Here is a 21,205-nt window from a genome sequence, read left to right as displayed (position 1 = left end):
TGACCGTCCGGGGCCTCTCGCGCGTCCTCCCTCACCGCAGCGCGTCCTCCCCCACCGCGCACCGCGAGGGAGGACGCGCTGGGATCAGGTGACCTGATCCCAGCGTCGTGCGCCGGGGGAGACTGGAGGCATGTCGACAGTCGGCCTCGTCCGCTCCCGCTTCCCCTCGGCCGTCCTGGTCGCCGTCGGCCTGGCCGCCGGCTTCGGCATCGCGCAGGGCACCGGTGTCCGCGCGCTCGGCGGTGCCGTCTTCGCCGCCGCAGGACTCGCGGCCGGGTACCTGTGGCTCCGCCGCAAGGGGCCGGCCACCGCCGTCGCGCTGGCCGCGCTCTACGTCGGGGCCTTCGTGCTGGCACACGTGCTGGCGATCGCGGTCGGCATGTCCGCCTGGCTGGCCGTGAGTCTGGTCACTCTCGCCGCCGCAGGGGTCACCTTCCAGGTGGCCGACGCCGCTCGGGAGCAGGAACCGGTCGGCTGAACGACTACCCTGGGAAGGTCGCCGCACGGGCGGCTGTTGCACGAGATGCCGCGCGCTGACGCTGCGGCCTCCCCGAACCCCCTCTGAGGTGCCCTTCCGCATGCCCACTCGCGACGACCTGCGCAACGTGGCGATCATCGCTCACGTCGACCACGGGAAGACGACCCTGGTCGACGCCCTCCTCCGCCAGGCAGGCGCCCTCGGGCGCGCCAAGGGTGAGGGGACGGACAACGACTCCACGCAGGACCGCGTGATGGACTCGATGGACCTCGAGCGCGAACGCGGCATCACCATCCTGGCCAAGAACACCGCGATCCACCTGGCCGACGAGAACGGCAACCCCGTCGTCGTCAACATCGTCGACACCCCGGGTCACGCCGACTTCGGTGGCGAGGTGGAGCGCGGCCTGTCGATGGTCGACGGCGTCTGCCTGCTCGTCGACGCCTCCGAGGGTCCGCTCCCGCAGACCCGCTTCGTGCTCCGCAAGGCGCTCGCGAAGGGGATGCCGGTCATCCTCGCGGTCAACAAGACCGACCGCGCCGACGCGCGCATCGCCGAGGTCGTCGACGAGTGCTACGAGCTGTTCATGGAGCTCATGGAGGACGCCGGCATGTCCGCCGACAACCTCGACTTCCCGATCGTCTACTGCAGCGGCCGCAGCGGTAAGGCCTCGCTCACCCGCCCGGAGAACGGCACCGAGCCGGACAGCGACGACCTGGCGCCGCTGGTCAAGACGCTGCTGGACACCATCCCGGCGCCGGTCTACGACGCCGAGGAGCCGCTGCGCGCACAGGTCACCAACCTCGACGCCTCGCCTTATCTCGGCCGCCTCGCGCTGCTGCGCATCCACTCCGGTGAGATGAAGAGCGGCCAGCAGGTCGCCTGGTGCAAGGTCGACGGCACGATCAAGAACGTCAAGATCACCGAGCTGCTCGTCACCGAGGGCCTCACCCGCACCCCGGCCGCGAGCGCCGGCCCCGGTGAGCTCGTCGCCATCGCCGGTATCGAGGACGTCATGATCGGCGACACGCTCGCCGATCCGAACGACCCGCGCCCGCTGCCCCCGCTGACCGTCGACGAGCCCTCGATCTCGATCACCATCGGCATCAACACCTCGCCGCTGGCCGGCAAGTCGGGCAAGAAGCTCACCGCCCGACTGGTCAAGAACCGCCTCGACCAGGAGCTCGTGGGCAACGTGTCGGTCCGCATGCTGCCGACCGACCGCCCCGACACCTGGGAGATGCAGGGCCGTGGCGAGCTGGCGCTGGCCATCCTCGTGGAGCAGCTGCGCCGCGAGGAGTTCGAGCTGACCGTCGGCCGCCCGACCGTCGTGACCAAGATGGTCGACGGCAAGCTCCACGAGCCGGTCGAGCGCGTGACGATCGACGTCCCGGGTGAGTACGTGGGCACGCTGACCCAGGCGCTGGCCGTCCGGCGCGCGCGCCTGGAGAACCTGGTGCACCACGACACCGGCTGGGCGCGGATGGAGTACATCGTGCCGTCCCGTGGCCTGATCGGGTTCCGCACCGAGTTCCTCACCGAGACCCGCGGCACCGGCGTCCTGAACCACAACCTCGAGGGCTACGAGCCGTGGCTGGGCGACATGCGCGCCCGCCCGACCGGCTCGCTGGTCGCCGACCGCCAGGGCGTGGCGACGACGTACTCGATGTTCTCCCTGCAGGAGCGCGGCCAGATGATGGTCCAGCCCGGCACCGAGGTCTACGAGGGCATGATCGTCGGTGAGAACTCCCGTCCGGACGACATGGACGTGAACATCACCAAGGAGAAGAAGCTCACCAACATGCGCAAGAGCACCTCCGAGGAGCTCGAGCGGCTGATCCCCCCGCGGGTGCTGAACCTGGAGCAGGCGCTGGAGTTCTGCGCCGAGGACGAGTGCGTCGAGGTCACCCCGGCCACCGTCCGCATCCGCAAGGTGGTGCTCGACCAGACCGAGCGCGGCAAGGCCAAGAACAAGAAGCCCAAGCCGGCCTGATCCACGGCATCGAAGGGCCCCCGGCGCACCCGCGCCGGGGGCCCTTCCGCTTTTCCGCGGAAAGGCCGCCTGCCTTTCCGCGGAAAAGCGGGGGAGGCGGTCGGGAAGGTGTGGCGAGCCGCGCACGGGTGGTGACGACGAGCCGCAGGCGGCCGCCACGCCCGTCACTCGTGCACCGGGACCCGCGCAACACGCGGCCTACGTTCTCCTCGGGGTCATGGGTCATGACCCCAGGGGGACGAGTGCACGAGAGGCGGCCGACCGCATGACGACGATCACCCGAACGGCTCCGGCGGAGAACCACTTCCGGGGCGGGATCGATGTCCGGGTGAGCCTGCGGGACGGCGCCGGTGACGGGAACTCCGCCTTCGACGGCGCCTGGTTCCCGCGCAGCCGGGACCTGGGCGTGGAGCTGCCCGAGCTGATCGCGGAGCTCGAACGCCGGGGCGTCCGCATCGAGCGCTTCACCTACTCGCTGGAGGCCTGGGAGCCGGCACCTCGCAAGCTGGTCCTCCGCGACCGCCTGGTGCGCACCGGCGGCTTCCGCAGCATGGACCCGCTGGTCGTCTGCCTCACCTGGAACGGGGGCACGCAGCGCGCGGACCTGCTCGTCGTCCCGCCGGAGACCGACGTGCTCACCGGCGCCCGCGCGCTGCGCCTGTGCACCCGCCGCGGGCTGCCGCGCTCGCCGCAGATGGTGCTGGCCGCCGCGCGGTCGACGCCGCTGCCCCAGGTCCCGCAGGTGCACCGCCGCGCGGTCTAGTCCGGCTACGCCCGCCGCGAACCGGCTGGACGGCCGGGGGAGCGGTCCGCTGGGCTGAGGGCATGCGACTCCTGGTCCTCGGCGGGACCCACTTCCTCGGCCGGCACGTGGTGACGGCGGCACTCGAGCGCGGCCACGACGTCGCAACCTTCACCCGGGGCGTCTCCGGCGAGCCGCCCGACGGCGTGCGTGCGCTGCACGGCGACCGGGACGACGCGGACGCGCTGCCGCGGGCCCTGGCCGGCTGGGCGCCGGAGCTGGTCGTGGACACGTCCTGCCAGACGCGTGCCGCCGCCCGCCACGCCGCGGCGGTGCTGGGCGGCGTCGCCGGCTACGCGTTGGTCAGCAGCCTCAACGCCTACCGCGGCTGGCCGCCCGGCCCGGTCGGCCGCGAGGACGACGAGCCCACCTGGGACGGCGAGGACGACGACTACGGGCCGAACAAGGCCTACGCCGAGCGGGTGGTCGGCGGCGCCGTCGGCGGGGGCTTCCTCACTGCGCGCGCCGGGCTCATCGTCGGCCCCTGGGACGACGTCCACCGGCTGGGCTGGTGGCTGGAGCGCATCGCGCGCGGTGGACGCGTCGTCGTCCCCGACGCGCTGGACCAGCCCATCGCGGTGGTGGACGCCCGCGACCTCGCCTCCTGGCTGGTCGGGATGGCCGAGCGGGGGGCCTCCGGGGCGGTCAACGCCACCGGCCCGGCGGGGATGACCACGCTGGGCGGTCTGCTGGACCTGTGCCGCGAGGTGACCGGCAGCGATGCGGAGTGGGTGCCGGTCCCGGAGGGCGACCTGCTCGCTGCCGGCGTCCAGCCGTGGGTGCACCTGCCGCTGTGGCTCCCGGTGGACATGGCCCGCACGGCGTGGGACGTCGACACCACCCGGGCCAGGGAGCTCGGCCTGCCGATGAGCCGCCCGCTGCGCGAGACGGTGGCCGATACCTGGGCGTGGCTCCAGCGCTCCGGCCGGCCGCCCCTGGCCCGGATGGCACAGCTCGCGGAGCCCGGCCTGCCCCCGGAGCTGGAGGCGCGGCTGCTCGGCTCAGGATGACTGGATCGGCTCCCTTCCAGGGGCCCGCCCTGAGCCTGCGAAGGGTGGGGAGGAAGGGGGTCCTCTTTCAGTCGCGCGGGGCGCTGGGACGGCCGGCGAGCTGCTCGTCCCGGGACACCTCGAGGGCGATGTTGGGGTCGGCCACGGCCTCCGTCCCGGCCGTGCGGATCGCCTCGGTGGCGTCGGCGCCGGCCGACTCGATCGCGACGTCCTTGCGGTGCTGGCGGAAGGAGTGCACGACCGCCAGCACCCAGATCACGGAGATGGCCGCATAGGCGGCGTAGCGCGTCGCGTCGCCGGCGTCGATCCAGTCGCTCCTGAGCAGCGTCCGGGTGTTGGTCAGCACGATGAGGCCACCGACCAGGGAGCCGAGCATCCGCGGCGGGATGTGCCGCACCATCCAGGCCGCGAGCGGCGCGGCGATCGAGCCGCCGATCAGCAGGGCGGCCACCCAGGTGAAGTCGATGCCCTGCGAGCCGAGTGCGAAGAAGAAGCCGAGGCTCGCGGCGAGGGCCACGAGGAACTCCGCGGTGCTGACCGAGCCGATGACCTTGCGCGGCTCCATCCGGCCGCTGGCCAGCAGTGCCGGCGTCCCGACCGGACCCCAGCCGCCGCCGCCGGTGGCGTCGACGAAGCCGGCCACCAGGCCGAGCGGGCCGAGGAAGCGCTTGCGGACCGGCTTCCCCAGGTTCCGCCGGTCGATGCCGCGGAGGGTGAACCGGACGAGCAGGTAGATCCCGAGCGACAGCAGGATCAGCGACATGACCGGGGCGGCGACCTCGGTCGAGAGGTTGGACAGGACGGTCGCGCCGACGAAGGCGCCGACCGCGCCGGGGATGCCGATCTTCGCGACGACCTTCCAGTCGACGTTCCCGAACTTCCAGTGCGAGAGGCCGGACGTCAGCGTCGTCCCGATCTCGGCCAGGTGGATGGTCGCCGAGGCGGCCGCGGGGTTGGTGCCGATGGCGAGCAGCAACGTCGTCGAGGTGGCGCCGTAGGCCATGCCGAGGCTGCCGTCGACGAGCTGGGCGCCCAGGCCGACGAGGGCGAGCAGGACGAGGGTCTTCACGGGGGACTGACTCCGGGTCTCAGGAGAGGCGCAGGCGCACGGGGGCCCGCGGGAACGAGAGGGGGTGAGACGAGGGGGCGCCGGAAACGGCGCCGGGGAGCTCAGCAGCCCGGACAGGCGGCGGTGCAGACGCGCAGCAGATCGACGTGCAGGCGGCTCACCAGGAGCAGCGTCGTCGTCCGCGTCACGGCGCTATGTCTACCAGATCGATGCGCTTATGCAGCAATGCGGTGTCCAGACAGTGGGATCAGGCGCGCAGGACGTCGTTCCGGATCGTCGTCCACGCCACCGCGGCCCCGGCGGCGAAGAGCCCGGCGCACACGATCATCGCCCCGCGGTAGCCGTCGGTGAGCGCGGCCGGATCCACGTAGTCGCTCCCCGACAGGCCCACGACCACCGGCAGGGCCGCGACGGTCAGCAGGGAGGCGGCGCGCGCCACGGCGTTGTTCACGCCGCTGGCCACGCCGGCGAGCGCGTCCGGTGCGGCGCCCAGGACGCTCGCCGTCAGCGGGGCCACCGTGAGCGCCATGCCGAGGCCCTGCAGGACGGCGCCCGGCAGGATCTCGAGCCAGTAGGGGGCGCTGCCGTCGACCCCCACCAGGAGCAGGGTGCCGGCGGCCACGACCAGCGGACCCAGGCTCATGGGCAGCCGCGGCCCGATCCGCGTGGCCAGTGCGCCGGCGCGCGGTGAGAGCAGCGTGATCAGCAGGATGGTCGGCAGCGTCGCGGCGCCCGCGGCCGTGGCGCCGTAGCCGAGCACGCCCTGCAGCTGCAGGACGAGGAACAGCGAGCTGCCACCGAGGGCCCCGTAGACGGCGAGGGTGGCCAGGTTGGCGCCGGTGAACTGCCGGTCGGCGAACAGCCGGGGCGGGAGCATGGGAGAGCGGGTCCGCCGCTCGCGGACGACGAACAGCGCCCCGGTGACCACCGCCGCGACCGCGGCCACCACGACGTCGGTACCGCCGCGCTCCCCGGCGGTGATGAGCGCGTAGGTCAGCGCGCCGAGGGCCACGGCACCCAGCACCGCACCGGGGACGTCGAATCGTCCGTGCGGGCCGGGGTCGCGGCTCTCGGGCACGTGCCGTCCGGCGACGACGACCACGAGCACGGCCAGCGGCACGTTGAGGAGGAACACCAGCCGCCAGCTGACCAGGTCGATGAGCGCGCCGCCGAGGAACGGGCCGACGAGCCCGGCGACTCCGGAGAGGGAGGACCACACCCCGATCGCCGGCGCCCGGTCGGCGGGGCGGAAGGAGGACTGGATGAGCGCCAGGCTGCCGGGGGTCAGGAGGGCGCCGCCGATGCCCTGGAGCGCGCGGGCGGCGATCAGCTGGCCCGGCGTCTGGGCGAGCCCGCACAGCAGCGACGCAGCGGCGAACCAGGCCACGCCCACGAGGAAGACCCGCCGCCGGCCGTACCGGTCGCCCAGCGAGCCGCCGAGCAGGATCAGCGCGGCCAGCGGCAGCGTGTAGCCGTTGACGATCCACTGCAGGTCCGACAGGGAGCCGCCGAGGTCGCGGCCGATCGTCGGCAGCGCCACCTGCACCGCGGTCGCGTCCAGGAACGCCATGCCCGAGGCGAGCACGGTCGCCGTGAGCAGCCACCGTCCCGGCGCGGTGCCGAGGGCGACGCCGGAGGGAGCGGAACTCTCGACGCCGGTCACCCGAGGAGTATCAGCCGACCGCGAGGTCGGTCACGAAGTACGCCACGGCGGCCACCGATCCGGCAGCCGGCAGCGTGACGATCCAGGCGACGAGGATGTTGCCCGCCACGCCCCAGCGGACCGCGGAGAGCCGCCGGGTCGAGCCCACGCCCATGATGGAGGTGGTCGTGATGTGCGTCGTCGACACCGGGACGGCGAACACCGTCGCCGTCGTCACCATGACGCTGGAGGCCACCGTCTGCGCGGCGAACCCGCCGGCGGGCGTGAGCTGGATGATCCGGCGGCCCATGGTCCGCATGATCCGGAAGCCACCGGCGTAGGTGCCGGCGCTGATCGCCGCGGCGGCGGACAGGACCACCCAGAAGGGCACCTCGAAGCTGTCGATCTCTCCGGCGGTGAACAGGGCGAGGGTGATGATGCCCATCGTCTTCTGGGCGTCCTGCATGCCGTGACCCAGGGCCATGGTCGCGGAGCTGACGATCTGGGCGTAGCGGAAGTTGCGGTTGGCCTTGGAGACGTGGGCCCGCCGGAAGGTCCACAGCAGCGCCAGCATGAACAGGTAGCCCAGGCCGAAGCCGACCAGCGGCGACACGATCATCGGGATGACGACCTTGTCGAGGATGCCCATCCACTGCACCGAGTGGGCGGCGGCCAGCGCGGCTCCGACGAGCCCGCCGATGAGAGCGTGCGACGAGGACGACGGCAGCCCGTACCACCAGGTGATCAGGTTCCAGACGATCGCCCCGACGAGGGCGGCGAAGACGATCTCCAGGCCGTTGTTGCCCTCGGGCGGGTCGATGATGCCGGCGCCGACGGTCTTGGCGACCTCGGTCGACAGCAGCGCCCCGACCAGGTTCATCACCGCCGCGAGGGCGAGGGCGACGCGCGGGGTCAGCGCCTTGGTGGAGACGGCGACCGCGATGGCGTTGGCCGCGTCGTGGAAGCCGTTGGTGTAGTCGAACGCCAGCGCCACCAGGATGATGACGATCAGGCCGATGAAGGCGGCGTCCATCAGCAGAGGCCCATCAGCAGAGGTCCATCGGGGTCAGGACTCCTTGACGGCGATCGTCTCGACCACGTTGGCGAGGTGCTCGAACGCGTCGGCGGCCTCTTCCAGCTGGTCGGCGACCTCTTTGAGCTTGAGGATCTCCAGCGCGTCGAACTCGCCGCTGTACAGGCGGGACAGCAGCCGCCGGTAGAGCTTGTCGGCCTCGTTCTCGATCCGGTTGACCTCGATCCAGTAGTCGGAGAGGTCCTTGAGCGTCTTCAGCCGGGGCATCGCCTCGGCGGTGACCTGCGCGCAGCGCTGCAGGAGTGCGACCTGCTGGCTCATCTCGGCCGGCAGCGTGCCCAGGCCGGTGAGGATCACCAGGTCGGCCGCGGCCTCGACGTAGTCCATGACGTCGTCGAGGTTGCTGGCCAGCGCGTAGATGTCCTCCCGGTCGAACGGGGTGACGAAGCTGGTGTTCAGCGCCCGGAAGATCGCGTGCGTCGCCTGGTCGCCGACGTGCTCGAGGTCGCGCAGCCGGACGGCGAGCTCCTCCCGGCGCGCGTGGTCGTGGACGAACTCGCCGAGGACCTCGGTCGCCGTCACCAGGTTCTCCGCGGATGCGGTGAACAGCGGGTAGAAGCTCGAGTCCTTGGGCGTCAGGCTGAAGGGCACGCGGGGAGCATAGGTGGCCGGGATGTCACCTCCCGGTCACCTGCCCGTCACCTGTGAGCGACGTCGCCCTCGTCGTCGTCCACGTCCACCCCGGCGAGTGACTCGACCAGGTCGGCCCGCCCCCGCGCCACGCGGGAGCGGATGGTGCCGACGGCGCAGCCGGCGACCTCCGCGGCCTCGGCGTAGGACAGCCCCAGCAGCTGGGTGAGCACGAACGCCTCGCGCCGGTCGGGGTCCATGCGGGCCAGCAGGTCGGCCACGCCGGCGCTCTCGCCGACCGGGTCCGGGCCCCCCCGCGCGGGCACCTCGGCCAGGCCGGCGTCGTCGCGGACCATGGTCAGCCGACGGCGCCGCCGGGTGCGGACGGCGTCGGCGCAGACGCGGCGGGCGATGGCCAGCAGCCAGGTGCGCACCGACGAACGGCCCTCGAAGCGGTGCAGCGAGCCGAAGGCGCGCAGGTAGGTCTCCTGCGTGAGGTCGTCGGCCGTGCCGGCGTCGCCCAGTGCGGCGCACAGCCGCCAGACGTCGGACTGGGTCGCCCGGACGAGAGCGGCCGCGGCGAGCGGATCGCCGCCCGCGGCGTCGGCCGCGAGGGGTGCCAGCTCGTCCACGTCCCCATCCTCCCGCAGACCCGGCCCGCGGACCCTCAGCGGCCACCTGTCGGGGTGTGATCGACGTCTCGGGAACTCCGCGGGGCGCCCGGGCGACTACCTCCACATGCCGTGCCACCCCTTCCGCGAGGCGATCTCCGCGCGGCTCGACGGCGAGCCCCTCGGGATGCCCGACCGCGAGCTGGAGCGCCACCTCGACACCTGCGCCGCCTGCGCCGGCTGGTCGGACGAGGCCGCCCGGGCCACGCGCCGGGCCCGGCTGGCCTCGGCGCCGGCGGTCCCCGACCTCACCGGTGCCGTCCTGGCGGCGCTGCCCCAGGAGCTGCCGGGGGCCGCCGCGGCGGCCCGGAAGCAGCTGCTGGACACCGCCCTGCGGCTGGCGCTGCTCGCCGTCGGCGTCGCGCAGGCCGGGATCGCCTGGCCGGTGCTCGTCTCGGGCGCCGGCGCCATGAGCGCGCCGACCCACATGACCCACGAGACGGGCGCGTGGAACCTGGCCGTAGCCGCGGCCTTCCTGGCGGTGGCGGCGGCGCCGCGGCTCGCGGCCGGGGCGCTGCCCTTCCTGCTGTCCTTCACGGCGCTGCTGATGCCGGTGACCCTGGCCGACCTCGGCGCGGGGCACGTGCACGCCGACCGAGCGCTGACCCACCTGCTGCTGGTCGCGGGCGTCGTCCTGGTGTCGGCGGGCGCCTTCCGCAACCGCAGCCGGCGGCGTCGCCCGCGCGTCCTGCTCTCCCGGAACCGCCAGCGGGTGGCCGCGTGAGCGTGCTCCGGAGCCGCCGGCGTATGCCCCTGCTGCTGCTCGTCACCGGCTGGCTGCTGGCCGGCGTCGTCCTCGCCGGCCCTGCTGCCGCGCACGCCGGGCTCGTGGCGACCGAGCCGGGGGAGAGCGCCCGGCTCGAGACCGCGCCCACGGAGGTGACGCTGACCTTCAACGAGGGGGTGTCGCTGGGCGCTGGGTACGCCCGGGTCCTGACGGCTGAGGGGGAGCGCGTCGACACCGACGACGCCTCCGTCGACGGCGACGTGGTGACCATCCCGCTGCAGCCGGACCTCGGTGACGGCGGCTACCTGGTCACCTACCGGATCGTCTCCGCCGACTCCCATCCCATCCAGGGGGCCTTCTCCTTCGTCGTCGGCGACGGCGAGCTCGTGGCCGCCTCTGCCGACGGCCCCATCGCCGACCGGCTGGTGGAGGGCGCCCAGCAGCTGGTCCGCACGGTCGGGTTCGCGGGCATCGCGTTCGCCGTCGGCGTCCCCGTGCTGGTGCTGCTGTGCCTGCCCCGCGGGTGGTCGTCGCGCCGGCTGCGGCTGATGAGCACGTGGGGCGCGGCGACCGCGGCGGGAACGGCCGTGCTGCTGTTCCTCCTGCAGGGCCCGTACGCGGCCGGATCCGGCCTCGGATCGCTGCTGGACCCGGAGCTGCTGTCCGCCACCGCCGCCTCCACCGCCGGCTGGGCGCTCCTGGCCCGCGCCGTCCTGGCGGTCGCCCTGCTGTTCGCGCTGCGACCTGCCTGGCGCCGCGAGGGCCCGCCGGAGGTCCCGGAGCTCGCGGCCGCCGCGCTGTCCGCCACGGGCCTCGCCCTGGCGACCGCGGCGACGGGCCACGCGGTGGCGGGCTCGTGGCCGGTCCTCGCCATCGGGGTCACGGCGGTGCACGTCGTCGCCATGTCGGTGTGGCTCGGCGGACTGGTGGCGCTGCTGCTGGTGGTGCTGCGGCCGTTCGACGAGGACGCCGACTTCGCCGACGCGATGCGCCGGTTCTCCCGGGTCGCGTTCGCCGCCGTGGCGGCCCTCGTCGTCACCGGCATCCTGCAGAGCGTGCGCGAGCTCGGCTCGCCCACGGCGCTGGTCGACACCGTCTACGGCCGGCTGCTCATGGCGAAGCTGACCTTCTTCCTGGTCGTCCTCGGGGCGGCCGGGGTCTCCCGGGTGTGGGTCCAGCAGCGGCTGGGCGTCCGCCGGGCGCCCGCGGGGCGCCGCACCCGCGTCACGGCCCACGCCTTCGGCGCCACGGCGGAGGGACGGGTGGACTCCGACGAGGACGAGTCGGTGGCCGCGCGCAGCCGGATGCAGTCCGACGGGGCCCGGGACCAGCTGCCCTCGCTGCGCCGGTCGATGCTGGTCGAGGCCGTGCTCGGTGCCGCGATCGTCCTGGTCTCCGCGGTGCTCGTCGGCACGCCGCCGGCGCAGGCCGTCGCGGGGGATCCGGTCGACGTCACGATGTCGCTGGAGGGTTCCTCCGGTGAGGCCGGCAGCGTCCAGGTGACCGTCGTGCCCGCGCAGGCGGGGTCCAACGTCCTCCAGCTGTACCTGTACGACGACGAGGGCCGCGCGACCCAGCCGGAGCAGATCCGCGTCGCGCTGACCGAGGAGCAGCAGGAGATCGGCCCGCTCGACGTCGACATCGCGGCCGCCGGACCGGGCCGCTACGTCGCCCAGGACATGGCCGTCCCCACAGCCGGCACGTGGCGCCTGACGGTCACCGTGCGCCTCGACGAGTTCACCGCCACCACCGCCTCCACCACGTTCGCGGTGCGCTGACCGGCGCACCGACGACCGACCCCACCCACGACCCTGAGGAGTTCCATGTCCATGCCCCGTGCCCGCTCCCGGGCCGTCGTCGTCCTCGCCACCGCCACCGCGGCGCTCGCCGCGTCGGTGGCCGTCGCGTCGACGGCGTCCGCGCACGTGACGGTGTCGAGCACCGACGCCGCCCCGGGCGGCTACGGCAAGCTCACCTTCCGGGTCCCGAACGAGAGCGACACGGCCAGCACCGTCGCGCTGCGGATCCAGGTCCCCGAGGAGTCGGCCCTGGCCTCGCTGCGCGCCCAGCCGGTGCCCGGCTGGACGGTCGTCATGACCACCTCCGAGCTCCCCGAACCCCTCGAGGCGCACGGCCAGGAGATCACCAGCTACGTGTCGGTGGTGGAGTTCCGGGCCGACGCCGGCGCCGGCATCGCGCCGGGTGAGTTCCAGGAGTTCGCCCTGTCCGGCGGCGCGTTCCCCGACGACGTCGACGAGCTCTCCTTCCCGGCGGTGCAGACCTACAGCGACGGCACCGAGGCGGCGTGGATCGAGCCGACCGTCGACGGTCAGCCGGAGCCGGAGCGGCCCGCTCCGGTGCTCGCGCTGAGCGGTGCGGCCTCGAGCGGGGACGCCGCCGACAGCGCCGGTACCTCCACCTCGGCCGAGGTCGAGGACGACGGCGCCTCGGGCGTCGCCGTCACCGCGCTCGTCCTCGCGGTGCTCGGCCTGCTGGCCGGACTGGGTGGTCTGGCGCTCGGGCTGGCCGCGCGGCGACGTACCGTGGCCCCGTGAGCCGAGGACTGCGCAGTCGTACCCGGGGAGCCCTCCCAGCGTTCCTCCTCGCGGCCGGGCTGGGCCTGTCCGGCTGCGGCGGCACGTCGTCGGCCGAGGAGGCGTCACCCACCTCGGGGAGCGGGCACGACCACGCCGACGCACCGCCGGCCACCGTCGAGGGCCCGGAGGACGTCTACGCGGGATTCGACCTGGCCGAGCCCTACCGGCGGCCGTCGTTCACGCTGACCGACGCCACCGGCGCGGCCTACGACTTCAAGGCGCAGACGGCCGGGCGGCCGACGCTGCTGTTCTTCGGCTACACCAACTGCCCGGACATCTGCCCGACGACGATGGCCGACGTCGCGGTGGCGCTGCGCTCGGTGGACCCCTCGGTCGCCGACCAGGTCCAGGTGGTCTTCGTGACCACCGACCCGGACACCGACACCCCCGAGGTGCTGGGGGAGTACCTGGGCCGGTTCGATGCCGACCTGCCCGTCGGGTTCGTCGGGCTGACCGGCGACCAGGACGCCATCGAGCAGGCCCAGCTCGCGGCCGGTGTGCCGCTGGCCGAGGACGACGGCCGGGCCCACTCCGCGCTGCTGCTGCTGTACGGCTCCGATGACGCGGCGCACGTCGCGTTCGACTCGGAGAACACCTCCCGCGACATCGCCACGGACCTCGAGGTGGTCGTCGGCTGACCGGCGTGTCCGGCCGGCCGGGAGCACCTCCCGGCCGGCCGGTGCTCAGCCGACGTCGGCGACGGTGTTCTTCTTGACGGAGAACAGCGAGTTGGCGCGGGCCAGGTCGGTCTCGAAGTCCACCTCGACCGCGCTGTACTGCGAGATGTCGACCGCCCGGACCTTCAGGCCCTCGGTCGCGATGGCCGTCTCGATGCCGCGCTCGAAGTAGTCCTGGTCGCCGCAGGCGGCCAGGTGGTCGATCAGCGTGGCCTTGTCGGCCGAGGACACGTAGTTGATGCCCACGGCCTCGCCCAGGCCGCCGACGACGGTCTTGGACAGCTCCTGCACGTAGCCGTCGGCGTCGAGGGTGTACTTGACCTCCTCGTCGGCGACGGTGTTGGTGTCCACGCACACGAAGCTCTCGTCGGCGGCGATCGTCGGCAGCGCCAGCTCGATCACGGCCGGGTCGAAGACGACGTCGCCGTTGAGCCACAGGACGCCGCCCTCGCGGGTGGTGCGCAGCCCGCGCAGCAGGCTCTTCGACGTGTTGGTCTCGGCGAAGTCCGGGTTGTAGGCGAACAGCAGGTCCGGAGCGGCCTTCATGATCCGCTTGCTGCGGTAGCCGACGACGACGGTGACGCAGACGTCCTCGCCCAGGACGGCGCGGAGGCCGTCCAGCTGGCGCTGCAGGATGCTGCGGCCGTCGCGGAGCTGGGTGAGCGGCTTGGGGTCCTGGCGTCCCAGCCGGGTGCCCATGCCGGCGGCCAGGATGATCACCTGCACCGACTGCCCCTCGGTCCGCCGTCCGGTCGTCCGTGTCGCGAGGGGTGCCATGCCCCGTCGTACGGGGTTGAGTACGCGGTCACCGTTGCGCACCAGCATCATCTCCCTCGGTCGTACTGGTCTGCCCGGACGCGGTTGCGGCCGGGAGGATGAGATCGAGGACCCGCCGGGTCGCGGCGCCGTCCTCGAGGTGGGTGAACAGTTCCTGGAAGTGCGCGTAGCGCGCGGCGTGCTTCTCGCTGACCCGGTCGATGTCGGCGAGCGCGTCGACCAGCTCCTCGCTGGTGTGCACGAGCGGGCCCGGGGCGACGTCTTCCAGGTCGAAGTAGAAGCCTCGCAGCTCGTCCCGGTACCGGTCCAGATCGTAGGTGAAGAACACCATCGGCCGGCCGGTGTTGGCGAAGTCGAACATCGTCGAGGAGTAGTCGGTCACCATCACGTCGGCGGCCAGGTACAGGTCCTGGATGTCGGGGTAGCCGCTGACGTCGCGGATGACGGAGCCCTCGGCGGGGTTCAGCCGGTCGAGCACCATGTTGTGCAGCCGGAGCAGGAGCACGTGGTCGGCGCCCAGCCGCTGCGTGAACGCGTCCAGGTCGATCGGGAACTCGAAGGACCGTCCCTCGGCGCCCGCGAAGACCAGGTCGTCGCGCCACGTCGGGGTGTAGAGGACGACCCGCTGGTCCTCGCCGATGCCGAGGTCGGCCCGCACGCGGGCGCGCACCTCGTCCCGCTGCGGGCTGTGCAGCAGGTCGTTGCGCGGCAGGCCGGTCTCGTGGATCGGCCCGGTGAACCCGAAAGCCTTGCGCAGCCGCTCGGTGGTGACGGCGTTGGGGGAGAGGAGCAGGTCCCAGCGGGCGATGTCCTGGTCGAGGTAGGCCAGGCGGCCCTCGGGTGCCCACAGCACGTCGTTGTGCACGCGCTTGAGCATCGTGCCGTGCCAGGTCTGCAGGTAGGTCGTGCCCGGCCGCTTTTCCCAGTCCAGCGGGATGTGGTCGTTGGAGATGACCAGGTCGGCGCCCTCGAGCGCGGCGATGGACTCCGGGCTGCCGAAGGTCACGGTCGCGACGTCGTCAGGGAAGGTTTCCTGGGTGTGCGGCGCGGACAGCCACGTGTGGGTGGCCTCGATCCCGCGGGCCCGGATCTCGCGGTAGAGCGCGCGGGGGCTGTCGGAGAAGTGACCCCGGAAGGCGACGTAGACGATGTTCACCGTCCGGCCCCCGTCCCGAGCAGGACGTCGCCGGCGGGCAGCAGCAGCTCGGCGAGCTCCGACCAGGAGGAGACGACGGTGAGCGCGCCGGCGGCCATCAGGGCGGCGGACCGCTCCGCGCGCTCCTCGGGCAGCACGAACAGCAGGTTGCCGACGACGGGGCAGCCCGCGGCGACGGCGGACCGGACACCGGCGACGGCGTCCTCGACGGCCAGGCCCTGCTCCGGCCGGATGCCCAGCTGCTCGCACGCGTGCCGGTAGACGGCGGGGTCGGGCTTGCTGGTCGGCGTGGGGAGCGAGTCCTCGGCGCTGAACCGGCGGTCCGGCGGGAGGAGGTCGTCGAGGCCGGTCGCGGTGAAGCAGACTGCCAGGCGGGCCAGCGCGCTGGAGCTGACCACGGCCAGCGTCAGGGGCCCGGCCAGGGTGCGCAGCGCCTCCTGCGTCGGCGGGTGCGGCTGCAGGGTGCGGCCCAGGTGCGCGGTGACCGCCCGGCGCTCCTCGGCGACCCAGGGCTCGACGTCGGCGTCGGGGTGTCCGGCCTCCGCGGCGAGGGTGGCCGCCGTGGACCGGAAGTTCATGCCGGTGGCCGCGGTCCGCAGCTCGGTGGCCGTGTAGCTCCGGTCGACCCCGAGCGACGCCAGGAAGGCGTTGGTCACCTCGGCGGAGGCATCGAACGCCGGCTCCTCGGAGGGGAAGAGGTTGCCGTCGGCGTCGCAGAGCAGGTGGGTCACCTGCTCGGTGAGCGTCGGCGGAACGGTCGGCACCGGGTGGTCTCCTGTCGGTCGGTCGGTCTCGGGTGGTGGGGCCGTGCGGTGGAGCGGCTAGCGGAGCGGCACCGCGGTGCCGGTGGCCAGCGAGGCGCGGACGCCGTCGCGGTCGAGCCGTTCCAGGGCCTGCTGCAGCTCGTCGACGAAGTCGGCGTCGTCCCCCAGGGTGCCGAACAGGGGCCGGAGCCCCAGCAGCGGGCGGGGGTCGGTGCCGCCCGCGCGGGCCAGGATCCGCAGGCGCTCGGCGTGCGGGTCGTCAATCGTCAGCGGCTCCCCGGCCTCGTCGGTGCCGCGCAGGTACCGGAACCAGCCGGCGAGGGCGAGGGTGAGCAGGCGGTGCGGTCGGCCGGAGGACAGTGCCTCCTCCAGCGACGGCAGCAGGTGGTGCGGCATCTTGGCCGAGCCGCGGCGGCACAGCCGGGGCAGCCCGTCGGAGATCGCGGGGTTGGCGAAGCGCTGCAGCAGCGTGCGCTTGTACTCGTCGAGATCGATGCCCTCGGGCTGGGGAAGCAGCGGCGTGACCTCGTCGTCCATGAGCCGCTCGATGTAGTGCACGAAGACCGGCTCGGTCATGACCTGGTCGAGCGTGGCCAGACCGGCCAGCGAGCCCAGGTACCCCAGCGCGCAGTGGCTGGCGTTGAGCAACCGGGTCTTCATCAGCTCGTAGGCGGCGACGTCGGGTACGAAGCGGACCCCGACCTGGTCCAGCGGTGGGCGGCCGTTGCTGAAGGTGTCCTCGATGATCCACTGCGAGAACGGCTCGGTGATGACCGGCCAGCGGTCGTCGACGCCGTAGCGGCGCGCGACGGCCTCGCGCTCGCCCGGGGGCGTGTGTGGCGTGATCCGGTCGACCATGCTGCTGGGGAAGGCCACCCGGTCGGCGATCCAACGGGCCAGCACCTCGTCCCGGAGGCGGGCGAAGCCGACCACGGCCGCCCGTGCGGCGTCGCCGTTGCGATGCATGTTGTCGCAGGAGACGACGGTGAACGGAGGCAGGCCGGCGCGACGGCGCCGGTCGAGCGCCTCGACGAGGTAGCCGAAGACGGTGCGGGGGCGCTCCGGGCAGCGCAGGTCGGCGCGGATGTCGACGTCGTCGGCGTCGAACGTCCCGCTCGAGGGGCTCAGCCGGTAGCCGCTGCCGGTGATGGTCAGCGAGACCATGCGGGTGCGCTCGTCGGTGAGCAGGTCCAGCACGCGGGCCGGGTCGTCGGGGGCGAAGTGGTAGTCGACCATCACGCCGACGACGCGGGCGCGCTCGCCGTCGGGGCTGCGCTCGACCACGGTGTACAGGTGGTCCTGCGGCGCCAGGGCCTCTTTCATGGTGCGGCTGTGCAGGCCGACGCCGACCACGCCCCACCCGTCGCTGATCCGGCGCTCGGCGACCTCGTCGAAGTAGAGCAGCTGGTGGGCGCGGTGGAAGCCGCCGACGCTGAAGTGGACGACGGCGGGCGTGAGGGCCGCGCGGTCGTAGGTGGGCACCAGCACCTGGTCGCTGTAGTGGCCGAGGGACCGCTCGGTGAGCGGGTGGATCTCCGGCAGTGACGACCCAGAGATGGGCGCCGGGGAGAACGGGAAGATCTCGACCTGCGTCATCGCACCCCTCCTTCGTCGCGTCCGTGCTGCCGACTCCGGCGGCCGACCCGGTTCCGGACCGGTGCAGACCAGCAGTACACGGGTGCGGCACCCAGCCGCGCAATGGTTCCGGCGCCGATGTCATCAGGTCGCAACCGGAAGCAGGGCGTACGGAGGGCGCCGTTGTTTCACGCCCGGAGAAGGATCATTGCCAGCCATGGCCCCGGCCAAACCGCCCGTCGCCCGCACGGGTGTGACGCCGCTCATCGCGGGCGAATCACATGGATGTCTGTTGCGCCTGTGACTGACGGGGCGTGAGCGACATCTCACCCGGCGTGTCCTCGATGACGCGCCGTACTGCTGGTCACGAAGAAGTCACGGAATGTTTCGATGGGCGCCGGCCACTTCCCCCGGCCGACGTTCCGGCGAAACAGGCAGGTGCATGCACGCAGGCTTGGGTTCCGACACCCCGACCGACCTCCTGGTCGCGGTGGAACCGTCCCGCCACCGGGCCGCCAGCAGGCGCGCCCGACGTGCGCCCCGCCCCCGGCCGGCCCGCCGTCCCGGCGTCCTGCTCGGTGCCCTGCTCACCGGTGGCCTGGCGGCCGCCTTCCTGGGCTTCAGCGGCCCCGCCGGTGCGGCCTCGGAGAGCACCTCGGTCCTCGCCGCACAGCAGGAGATGCTCAGCGCCGAGGAGCAACTCGAGGTGCTGCCGCAGGCGTCGGTCACCGTCGCCGAGGCCGAGGCCCGCCTCCGGGAGGTCGCCGCCTCGCGGGCGGCCCGCGCCGAGGCCGCCGTAGCCGCCGAGGCCGCCGCCGCGGCAGCCGCGGAGGCCGCCCGGCCCAAGACCGTGATGCCGGTCGACGGGGCCCGACTGACCAGCGGCTACGGGGGCCGATGGGGCACCTTCCACTACGGCATCGACCTGGCCGCTCCCATGCACACCCCCGAGTACGCGGCGGCCGACGGGGTCGTGCTGCGCGCCGGGTCGGCCTCGGGCTTCGGCCTGGCGGTCTACATCCTCCACGAGAACGGCGACGTGACCGTCTACGGCCACATGGACAAGATCCTGGTCGAGCCCGGCGACTACGTGGACGCCGGCGAGACCATCGCGCTGCTGGGCAACCGTGGGCAGTCCACCGGGCCGCACCTGCACTTCGAGGTGCACAAGGGCGGGATGAACGGGAAGCGGGTCAACCCGGTGCCCTGGCTGCGCGAGCGCGGCGTCGACATCTGATGAAGGACCGGCTCTCCCCCCACGCCTCGCAGGCTCGGCGTGGGCCCCTGAGAGCCGGCCGGTTCCATAAAGTTGCCGGGTGAGCCGCTCGGCCGAGGAGACGAACCGCAGGTTGCTGCGGGCGCGCGACGCCATGGACCGCCGCTACGCCGAGCCGCTCGACGTCCCGACGCTGGCGCGCATCGCGTACGTGTCGGAGGCGCACTTCATCCGGAGCTTCCGGGCGACCTTCGGCGAGACGCCCAACCGCTACCTGCAGCGGCGCCGCGTCGAGCGGGCCATGTTCCTGCTGCGCTCCACCGACCGCAGCGTCACCGACATCTGCATGGACGTGGGCTTCTCCAGTCTCGGCACCTTCAGCCGGGTCTTCCGAGACATCGTGGGCGAGCCGCCCAGCGTCCACCGACGCCGGGGCCCGCTGCCCCCGGCGCCGTCCTGCTTCGCCATGGCCTGGCTGCGACCGAGCAGTTTCGGAGAAGCACCGGGGGAGTGAGCGCTCCTAGCGTTCTGCCCATGCTGACCTCGATCACCATCACGCAGATCTACGTCCCCGACCAGGACCAGGCGCTCGACTTCTACGTCGGCAAGCTCGGGTTCGAGGTCCAGGCCGACATGGCCTTCGGCCCGATGCGCTGGCTCACCGTGACCCTGCCCGGCCAGCCCAACCGCGCCGTCCTGCTGGAGAAGCCCGGGCCGCCCTCGATGAGCGAGGAGACCGCAGCCGAGGTGCGGGTGGCGATCAGCAAGGGCGTGGCCGGCGGCCACCTCTTCTTCGCCTGCGACGACGCCTACCGGACCCACGCCGAGCTCACGGCGAAGGGAGTGGAGATCACCGAGGAGCCGGTCGACCAGCCCTACGGGATCGACTTCGGCCTGCGGGACCCGTTCGGCAACCACATCCGCATCGCGCAGATGAAGAGCGCCTGAGGCGCAGTCGCCGGAGGTGGCGCCGCGCGGTGCGACGCCACCACCCCTGCGCGTTCCCGTGCGTTCACCCCTGTACAGTTACTCCCGGCCCGGACGCACCAGACCGGGTCGGTCCGGGGCTGTGGCGCAGCTGGTAGCGCACCACACTGGCAGTGTGGGGGTCAGGGGTTCGAGTCCCCTCAGCTCCACCCCGATGACCAGGCCGTTCCCTTCTGGGGAGCGGCCTGAGTCGTCTCTGGTTGCAGTTGTGGTTGCAGTTTGCCCACCCTTACCTGGCAGCAGCAGGGCGCTCATGCGGTCGGCAGCCTCGCGGGCCAGTGCCGGCATGACGTGGCTGTAGATGTCCATCGTGGTGCGCATCTGGCTGTGGCCGAGCAGCTCCATGACGACCCGCGGGTGGACGTTCTCGCTCAGGAGGAGCGTGGCGGCGGTGTGCCGCCCGTCGTGCAGGCGGACGTGGCGGACGCCGGCTTCCTGGAGCAGACGTGTCCAGTCGTCGTAGTCGGTCTTCTTGTCGATCGGCCGGCCGTTGGGCTGGGCGAAGACCAGGTCTTCGTCGTGCCACTCGGAGCCGGCCAGCATCCGCTCGCCGAGCTGGGCGGCTTTGTGCTCCTGCAGCGCGTCGAGCAGGGGCAGCGGCAGCGCCAACGTGCGCTGGCTGCGGCGGGTCTTGGGCTCCTCGTACACCAGCCCGCCGCCGCGGACACGGTGGATGCTGCGCCGCACGGTGAGGGTGCCGGCCAGCGGGTCGATGTCCTTCCACTGCAACGCCAGCGCCTCGGACTGGCGCAGGCCGAGGGCGAGCGCGACGGTCCAGCGGGCGGAGTTGCGGACGCCGGCTGCGGCCTGCAGCACGGCGCGGGCCTCACCGAGGTCGAGTGCGGTGGCGAGGTCGCTGGCGCGCTGGGCGGGCGGGTCGACGAGGGCGGCGACGTTGCGCGGGACGTGTCCGCGCTGGACGGCGACGGTGAGGGCCCGGGACAGGATGCGGTGGTGGCGCAGCACGGAGGCGGGGGAGTAGCCGTCGTCCAGCAGGGCGGTGTAGAGCTGGTCGAGGTGCTCCGGCCGCAGCCGGTCGAGGCGGTGCCGGCCGATGCCGGGGATCAGGTGCTTGCGGACGGCCGACTCGTAGCTCTCTAGCGTCCGCTGTCGCACCCGTCGCGGGGCGATGGTCGTCAGCCAGTGCTCGAGCCACTCAGCGACCGTCGGGGTCGACGCCTCGCCGACCGTTCCGGACTCGCGCTTACGCTCGAGCTCACGGACCTTCGCGACCACGACCCCGCGGCTCTTGCTGCTGACGTGCCGGCGATCGAGCTTGCCGTCGAGCGTGAACCCGACGGAGACGTAGCCGTGCCAGCGGCCGTCGGCGCCCTTGTAGATCGTCGACTCGCCGTTCGAGGCGCGTCCCGCCATTGGTCACCCCTGGGTCGTGGGCTGGAG

20 protein-coding genes, 1 tRNA gene and 1 pseudogene are annotated in these 21,205 nt (G+C 73.0%); 12 read left to right on the top strand and 10 right to left on the bottom strand.

Annotated features, from left to right (window positions below):
• Positions 1-130 precede the first annotated feature (130 nt).
• The 4 genes from BLS70_RS04285 (at position 131) to BLS70_RS04270 (ending at position 4,283) form a co-directional block, all read left to right on the top strand.
• Positions 131-478, top strand: a complete 348-nt coding sequence (locus BLS70_RS04285) for a hypothetical protein (protein ID WP_091764423.1) — start codon at positions 131-133, stop codon at positions 476-478.
• Positions 479-578: 100 nt separating this feature from the next.
• Positions 579-2,471, top strand: a complete 1,893-nt coding sequence (gene typA, locus BLS70_RS04280) for a translational GTPase TypA (protein WP_091764422.1) — start codon at positions 579-581, stop codon at positions 2,469-2,471.
• 265 nt (positions 2,472-2,736) lie between these two features.
• On the top strand, positions 2,737-3,234 hold the full coding sequence (locus BLS70_RS04275) for a DUF5994 family protein (RefSeq protein WP_091764421.1): 498 nt from the start codon (positions 2,737-2,739) through the stop codon (positions 3,232-3,234).
• Between the two features lie 62 nt (positions 3,235-3,296).
• Positions 3,297-4,283, top strand: a complete 987-nt coding sequence (locus BLS70_RS04270) for an NAD-dependent epimerase/dehydratase family protein (RefSeq protein ID WP_091764420.1) — start codon at positions 3,297-3,299, stop codon at positions 4,281-4,283.
• Between the two features lie 67 nt (positions 4,284-4,350).
• On the opposite strand, the gene BLS70_RS04265 is transcribed toward BLS70_RS04270, so the two are convergent.
• The 5 genes from BLS70_RS04265 to BLS70_RS04245 form a co-directional block, all read right to left on the bottom strand.
• A complete protein-coding gene (locus BLS70_RS04265; RefSeq protein WP_091764419.1) occupies positions 4,351-5,352 on the bottom strand; it encodes a sulfite exporter TauE/SafE family protein in 1,002 nt (333 codons plus the stop codon).
• A 247-nt stretch (positions 5,353-5,599) separates the two neighbouring features.
• Positions 5,600-7,015, bottom strand: a complete 1,416-nt coding sequence (locus BLS70_RS04260) for an MFS transporter (RefSeq protein ID WP_255362232.1) — start codon at positions 7,013-7,015, stop codon at positions 5,600-5,602.
• Positions 7,016-7,025: 10 nt separating this feature from the next.
• A complete protein-coding gene (locus tag BLS70_RS04255; RefSeq protein WP_091764418.1) occupies positions 7,026-8,027 on the bottom strand; it encodes an inorganic phosphate transporter in 1,002 nt (333 codons plus the stop codon).
• A 33-nt stretch (positions 8,028-8,060) separates the two neighbouring features.
• Positions 8,061-8,678 carry a DUF47 domain-containing protein gene (locus BLS70_RS04250; RefSeq protein ID WP_091764417.1) on the bottom strand — a complete coding sequence of 206 codons (618 nt, stop codon included), beginning with the start codon at positions 8,676-8,678 and terminating at the stop codon, positions 8,061-8,063.
• Between the two features lie 47 nt (positions 8,679-8,725).
• Positions 8,726-9,289 carry a sigma-70 family RNA polymerase sigma factor gene (locus BLS70_RS04245; protein WP_091764416.1) on the bottom strand — a complete coding sequence of 188 codons (564 nt, stop codon included), beginning with the start codon at positions 9,287-9,289 and terminating at the stop codon, positions 8,726-8,728.
• Between the two features lie 106 nt (positions 9,290-9,395).
• On the opposite strand from BLS70_RS04245, the gene BLS70_RS04240 reads away from it, so the two are divergent.
• The 4 genes from BLS70_RS04240 to BLS70_RS04225 are packed head-to-tail and all read left to right on the top strand — an operon-like array spanning position 9,396 to position 13,290.
• Positions 9,396-10,052: a zf-HC2 domain-containing protein gene (locus BLS70_RS04240; protein WP_091764415.1), complete on the top strand. Its 657-nt coding sequence runs from the start codon at positions 9,396-9,398 to the stop codon at positions 10,050-10,052.
• Positions 10,049-11,833 (top strand): copper resistance CopC/CopD family protein, encoded by a 1,785-nt coding sequence (locus BLS70_RS04235; protein WP_255362231.1) that lies wholly within the window; start codon positions 10,049-10,051, stop codon positions 11,831-11,833. The genes BLS70_RS04240 and BLS70_RS04235 overlap by 4 nt, the downstream gene beginning before the upstream one ends.
• Before the next feature lie 45 nt (positions 11,834-11,878).
• The gene (locus BLS70_RS04230; RefSeq protein WP_091764413.1) at positions 11,879-12,610 is read left to right on the top strand and encodes a YcnI family protein; all 732 of its coding nucleotides are present in this window, start codon (positions 11,879-11,881) and stop codon (positions 12,608-12,610) included.
• Positions 12,607-13,290: an SCO family protein gene (locus BLS70_RS04225; protein WP_091764412.1), complete on the top strand. Its 684-nt coding sequence runs from the start codon at positions 12,607-12,609 to the stop codon at positions 13,288-13,290. The genes BLS70_RS04230 and BLS70_RS04225 overlap by 4 nt, the downstream gene beginning before the upstream one ends.
• A 45-nt stretch (positions 13,291-13,335) precedes the next feature.
• Here BLS70_RS04225 and BLS70_RS04220 read toward each other — a convergent pair whose 3' ends face one another.
• Genes BLS70_RS04220 through BLS70_RS04205 form a run of 4 tightly spaced genes read right to left on the bottom strand, consistent with a single transcriptional unit; the run spans position 13,336 to position 17,622 of the window.
• Positions 13,336-14,106, bottom strand: coding sequence for a phosphocholine cytidylyltransferase family protein (locus BLS70_RS04220; RefSeq protein WP_091764411.1), 771 nt, complete (start codon positions 14,104-14,106; stop codon positions 13,336-13,338).
• Between the two features lie 28 nt (positions 14,107-14,134).
• Positions 14,135-15,262: a CDP-glycerol glycerophosphotransferase family protein gene (locus BLS70_RS04215; protein WP_091764410.1), complete on the bottom strand. Its 1,128-nt coding sequence runs from the start codon at positions 15,260-15,262 to the stop codon at positions 14,135-14,137.
• On the bottom strand, positions 15,259-16,026 hold the full coding sequence (locus BLS70_RS04210; protein WP_091764409.1) for an HAD family hydrolase: 768 nt from the start codon (positions 16,024-16,026) through the stop codon (positions 15,259-15,261). Before BLS70_RS04210 ends, BLS70_RS04215 begins: the two co-directional genes overlap by 4 nt.
• Positions 16,027-16,083: 57 nt before the next feature.
• On the bottom strand, positions 16,084-17,622 hold the full coding sequence (locus tag BLS70_RS04205) for a mannitol dehydrogenase family protein (RefSeq protein WP_091764408.1): 1,539 nt from the start codon (positions 17,620-17,622) through the stop codon (positions 16,084-16,086).
• A 433-nt stretch (positions 17,623-18,055) separates the two neighbouring features.
• Here BLS70_RS04205 and BLS70_RS04200 point away from each other — a divergent pair, with 433 nt between their 5' ends.
• From BLS70_RS04200 to BLS70_RS04185, 4 genes are all read left to right on the top strand, one after another.
• Complete coding sequence (locus BLS70_RS04200) at positions 18,056-18,838, top strand: M23 family metallopeptidase (RefSeq protein ID WP_255362230.1); 783 nt, start codon at positions 18,056-18,058, stop codon at positions 18,836-18,838.
• A gap of 79 nt (positions 18,839-18,917) precedes the next feature.
• A complete protein-coding gene (locus tag BLS70_RS04195; RefSeq protein WP_176946285.1) occupies positions 18,918-19,331 on the top strand; it encodes a helix-turn-helix domain-containing protein in 414 nt (137 codons plus the stop codon).
• A 20-nt stretch (positions 19,332-19,351) separates the two neighbouring features.
• Positions 19,352-19,765, top strand: coding sequence for a VOC family protein (locus tag BLS70_RS04190; protein ID WP_091764406.1), 414 nt, complete (start codon positions 19,352-19,354; stop codon positions 19,763-19,765).
• 115 nt (positions 19,766-19,880) lie between these two features.
• Positions 19,881-19,953: transfer RNA gene (locus tag BLS70_RS04185), tRNA-Ala, on the top strand.
• A gap of 199 nt (positions 19,954-20,152) precedes the next feature.
• Here the strand turns inward: BLS70_RS04185 and BLS70_RS21590 are convergent.
• A pseudogene (locus tag BLS70_RS21590) lies at positions 20,153-21,178 on the bottom strand (tyrosine-type recombinase/integrase); the annotation flags it as partial.
• Positions 21,179-21,205: the final 27 nt, after the last annotated feature.

The organism is Blastococcus aurantiacus (assembly GCF_900102425.1).
Taxonomy (GTDB): Bacteria; Actinomycetota; Actinomycetes; order Mycobacteriales; family Geodermatophilaceae; genus Blastococcus; species Blastococcus aurantiacus.
Note: the sequence above shows the minus strand (reverse complement) of the source record. Positions and strands in the feature narration are given on the sequence as shown.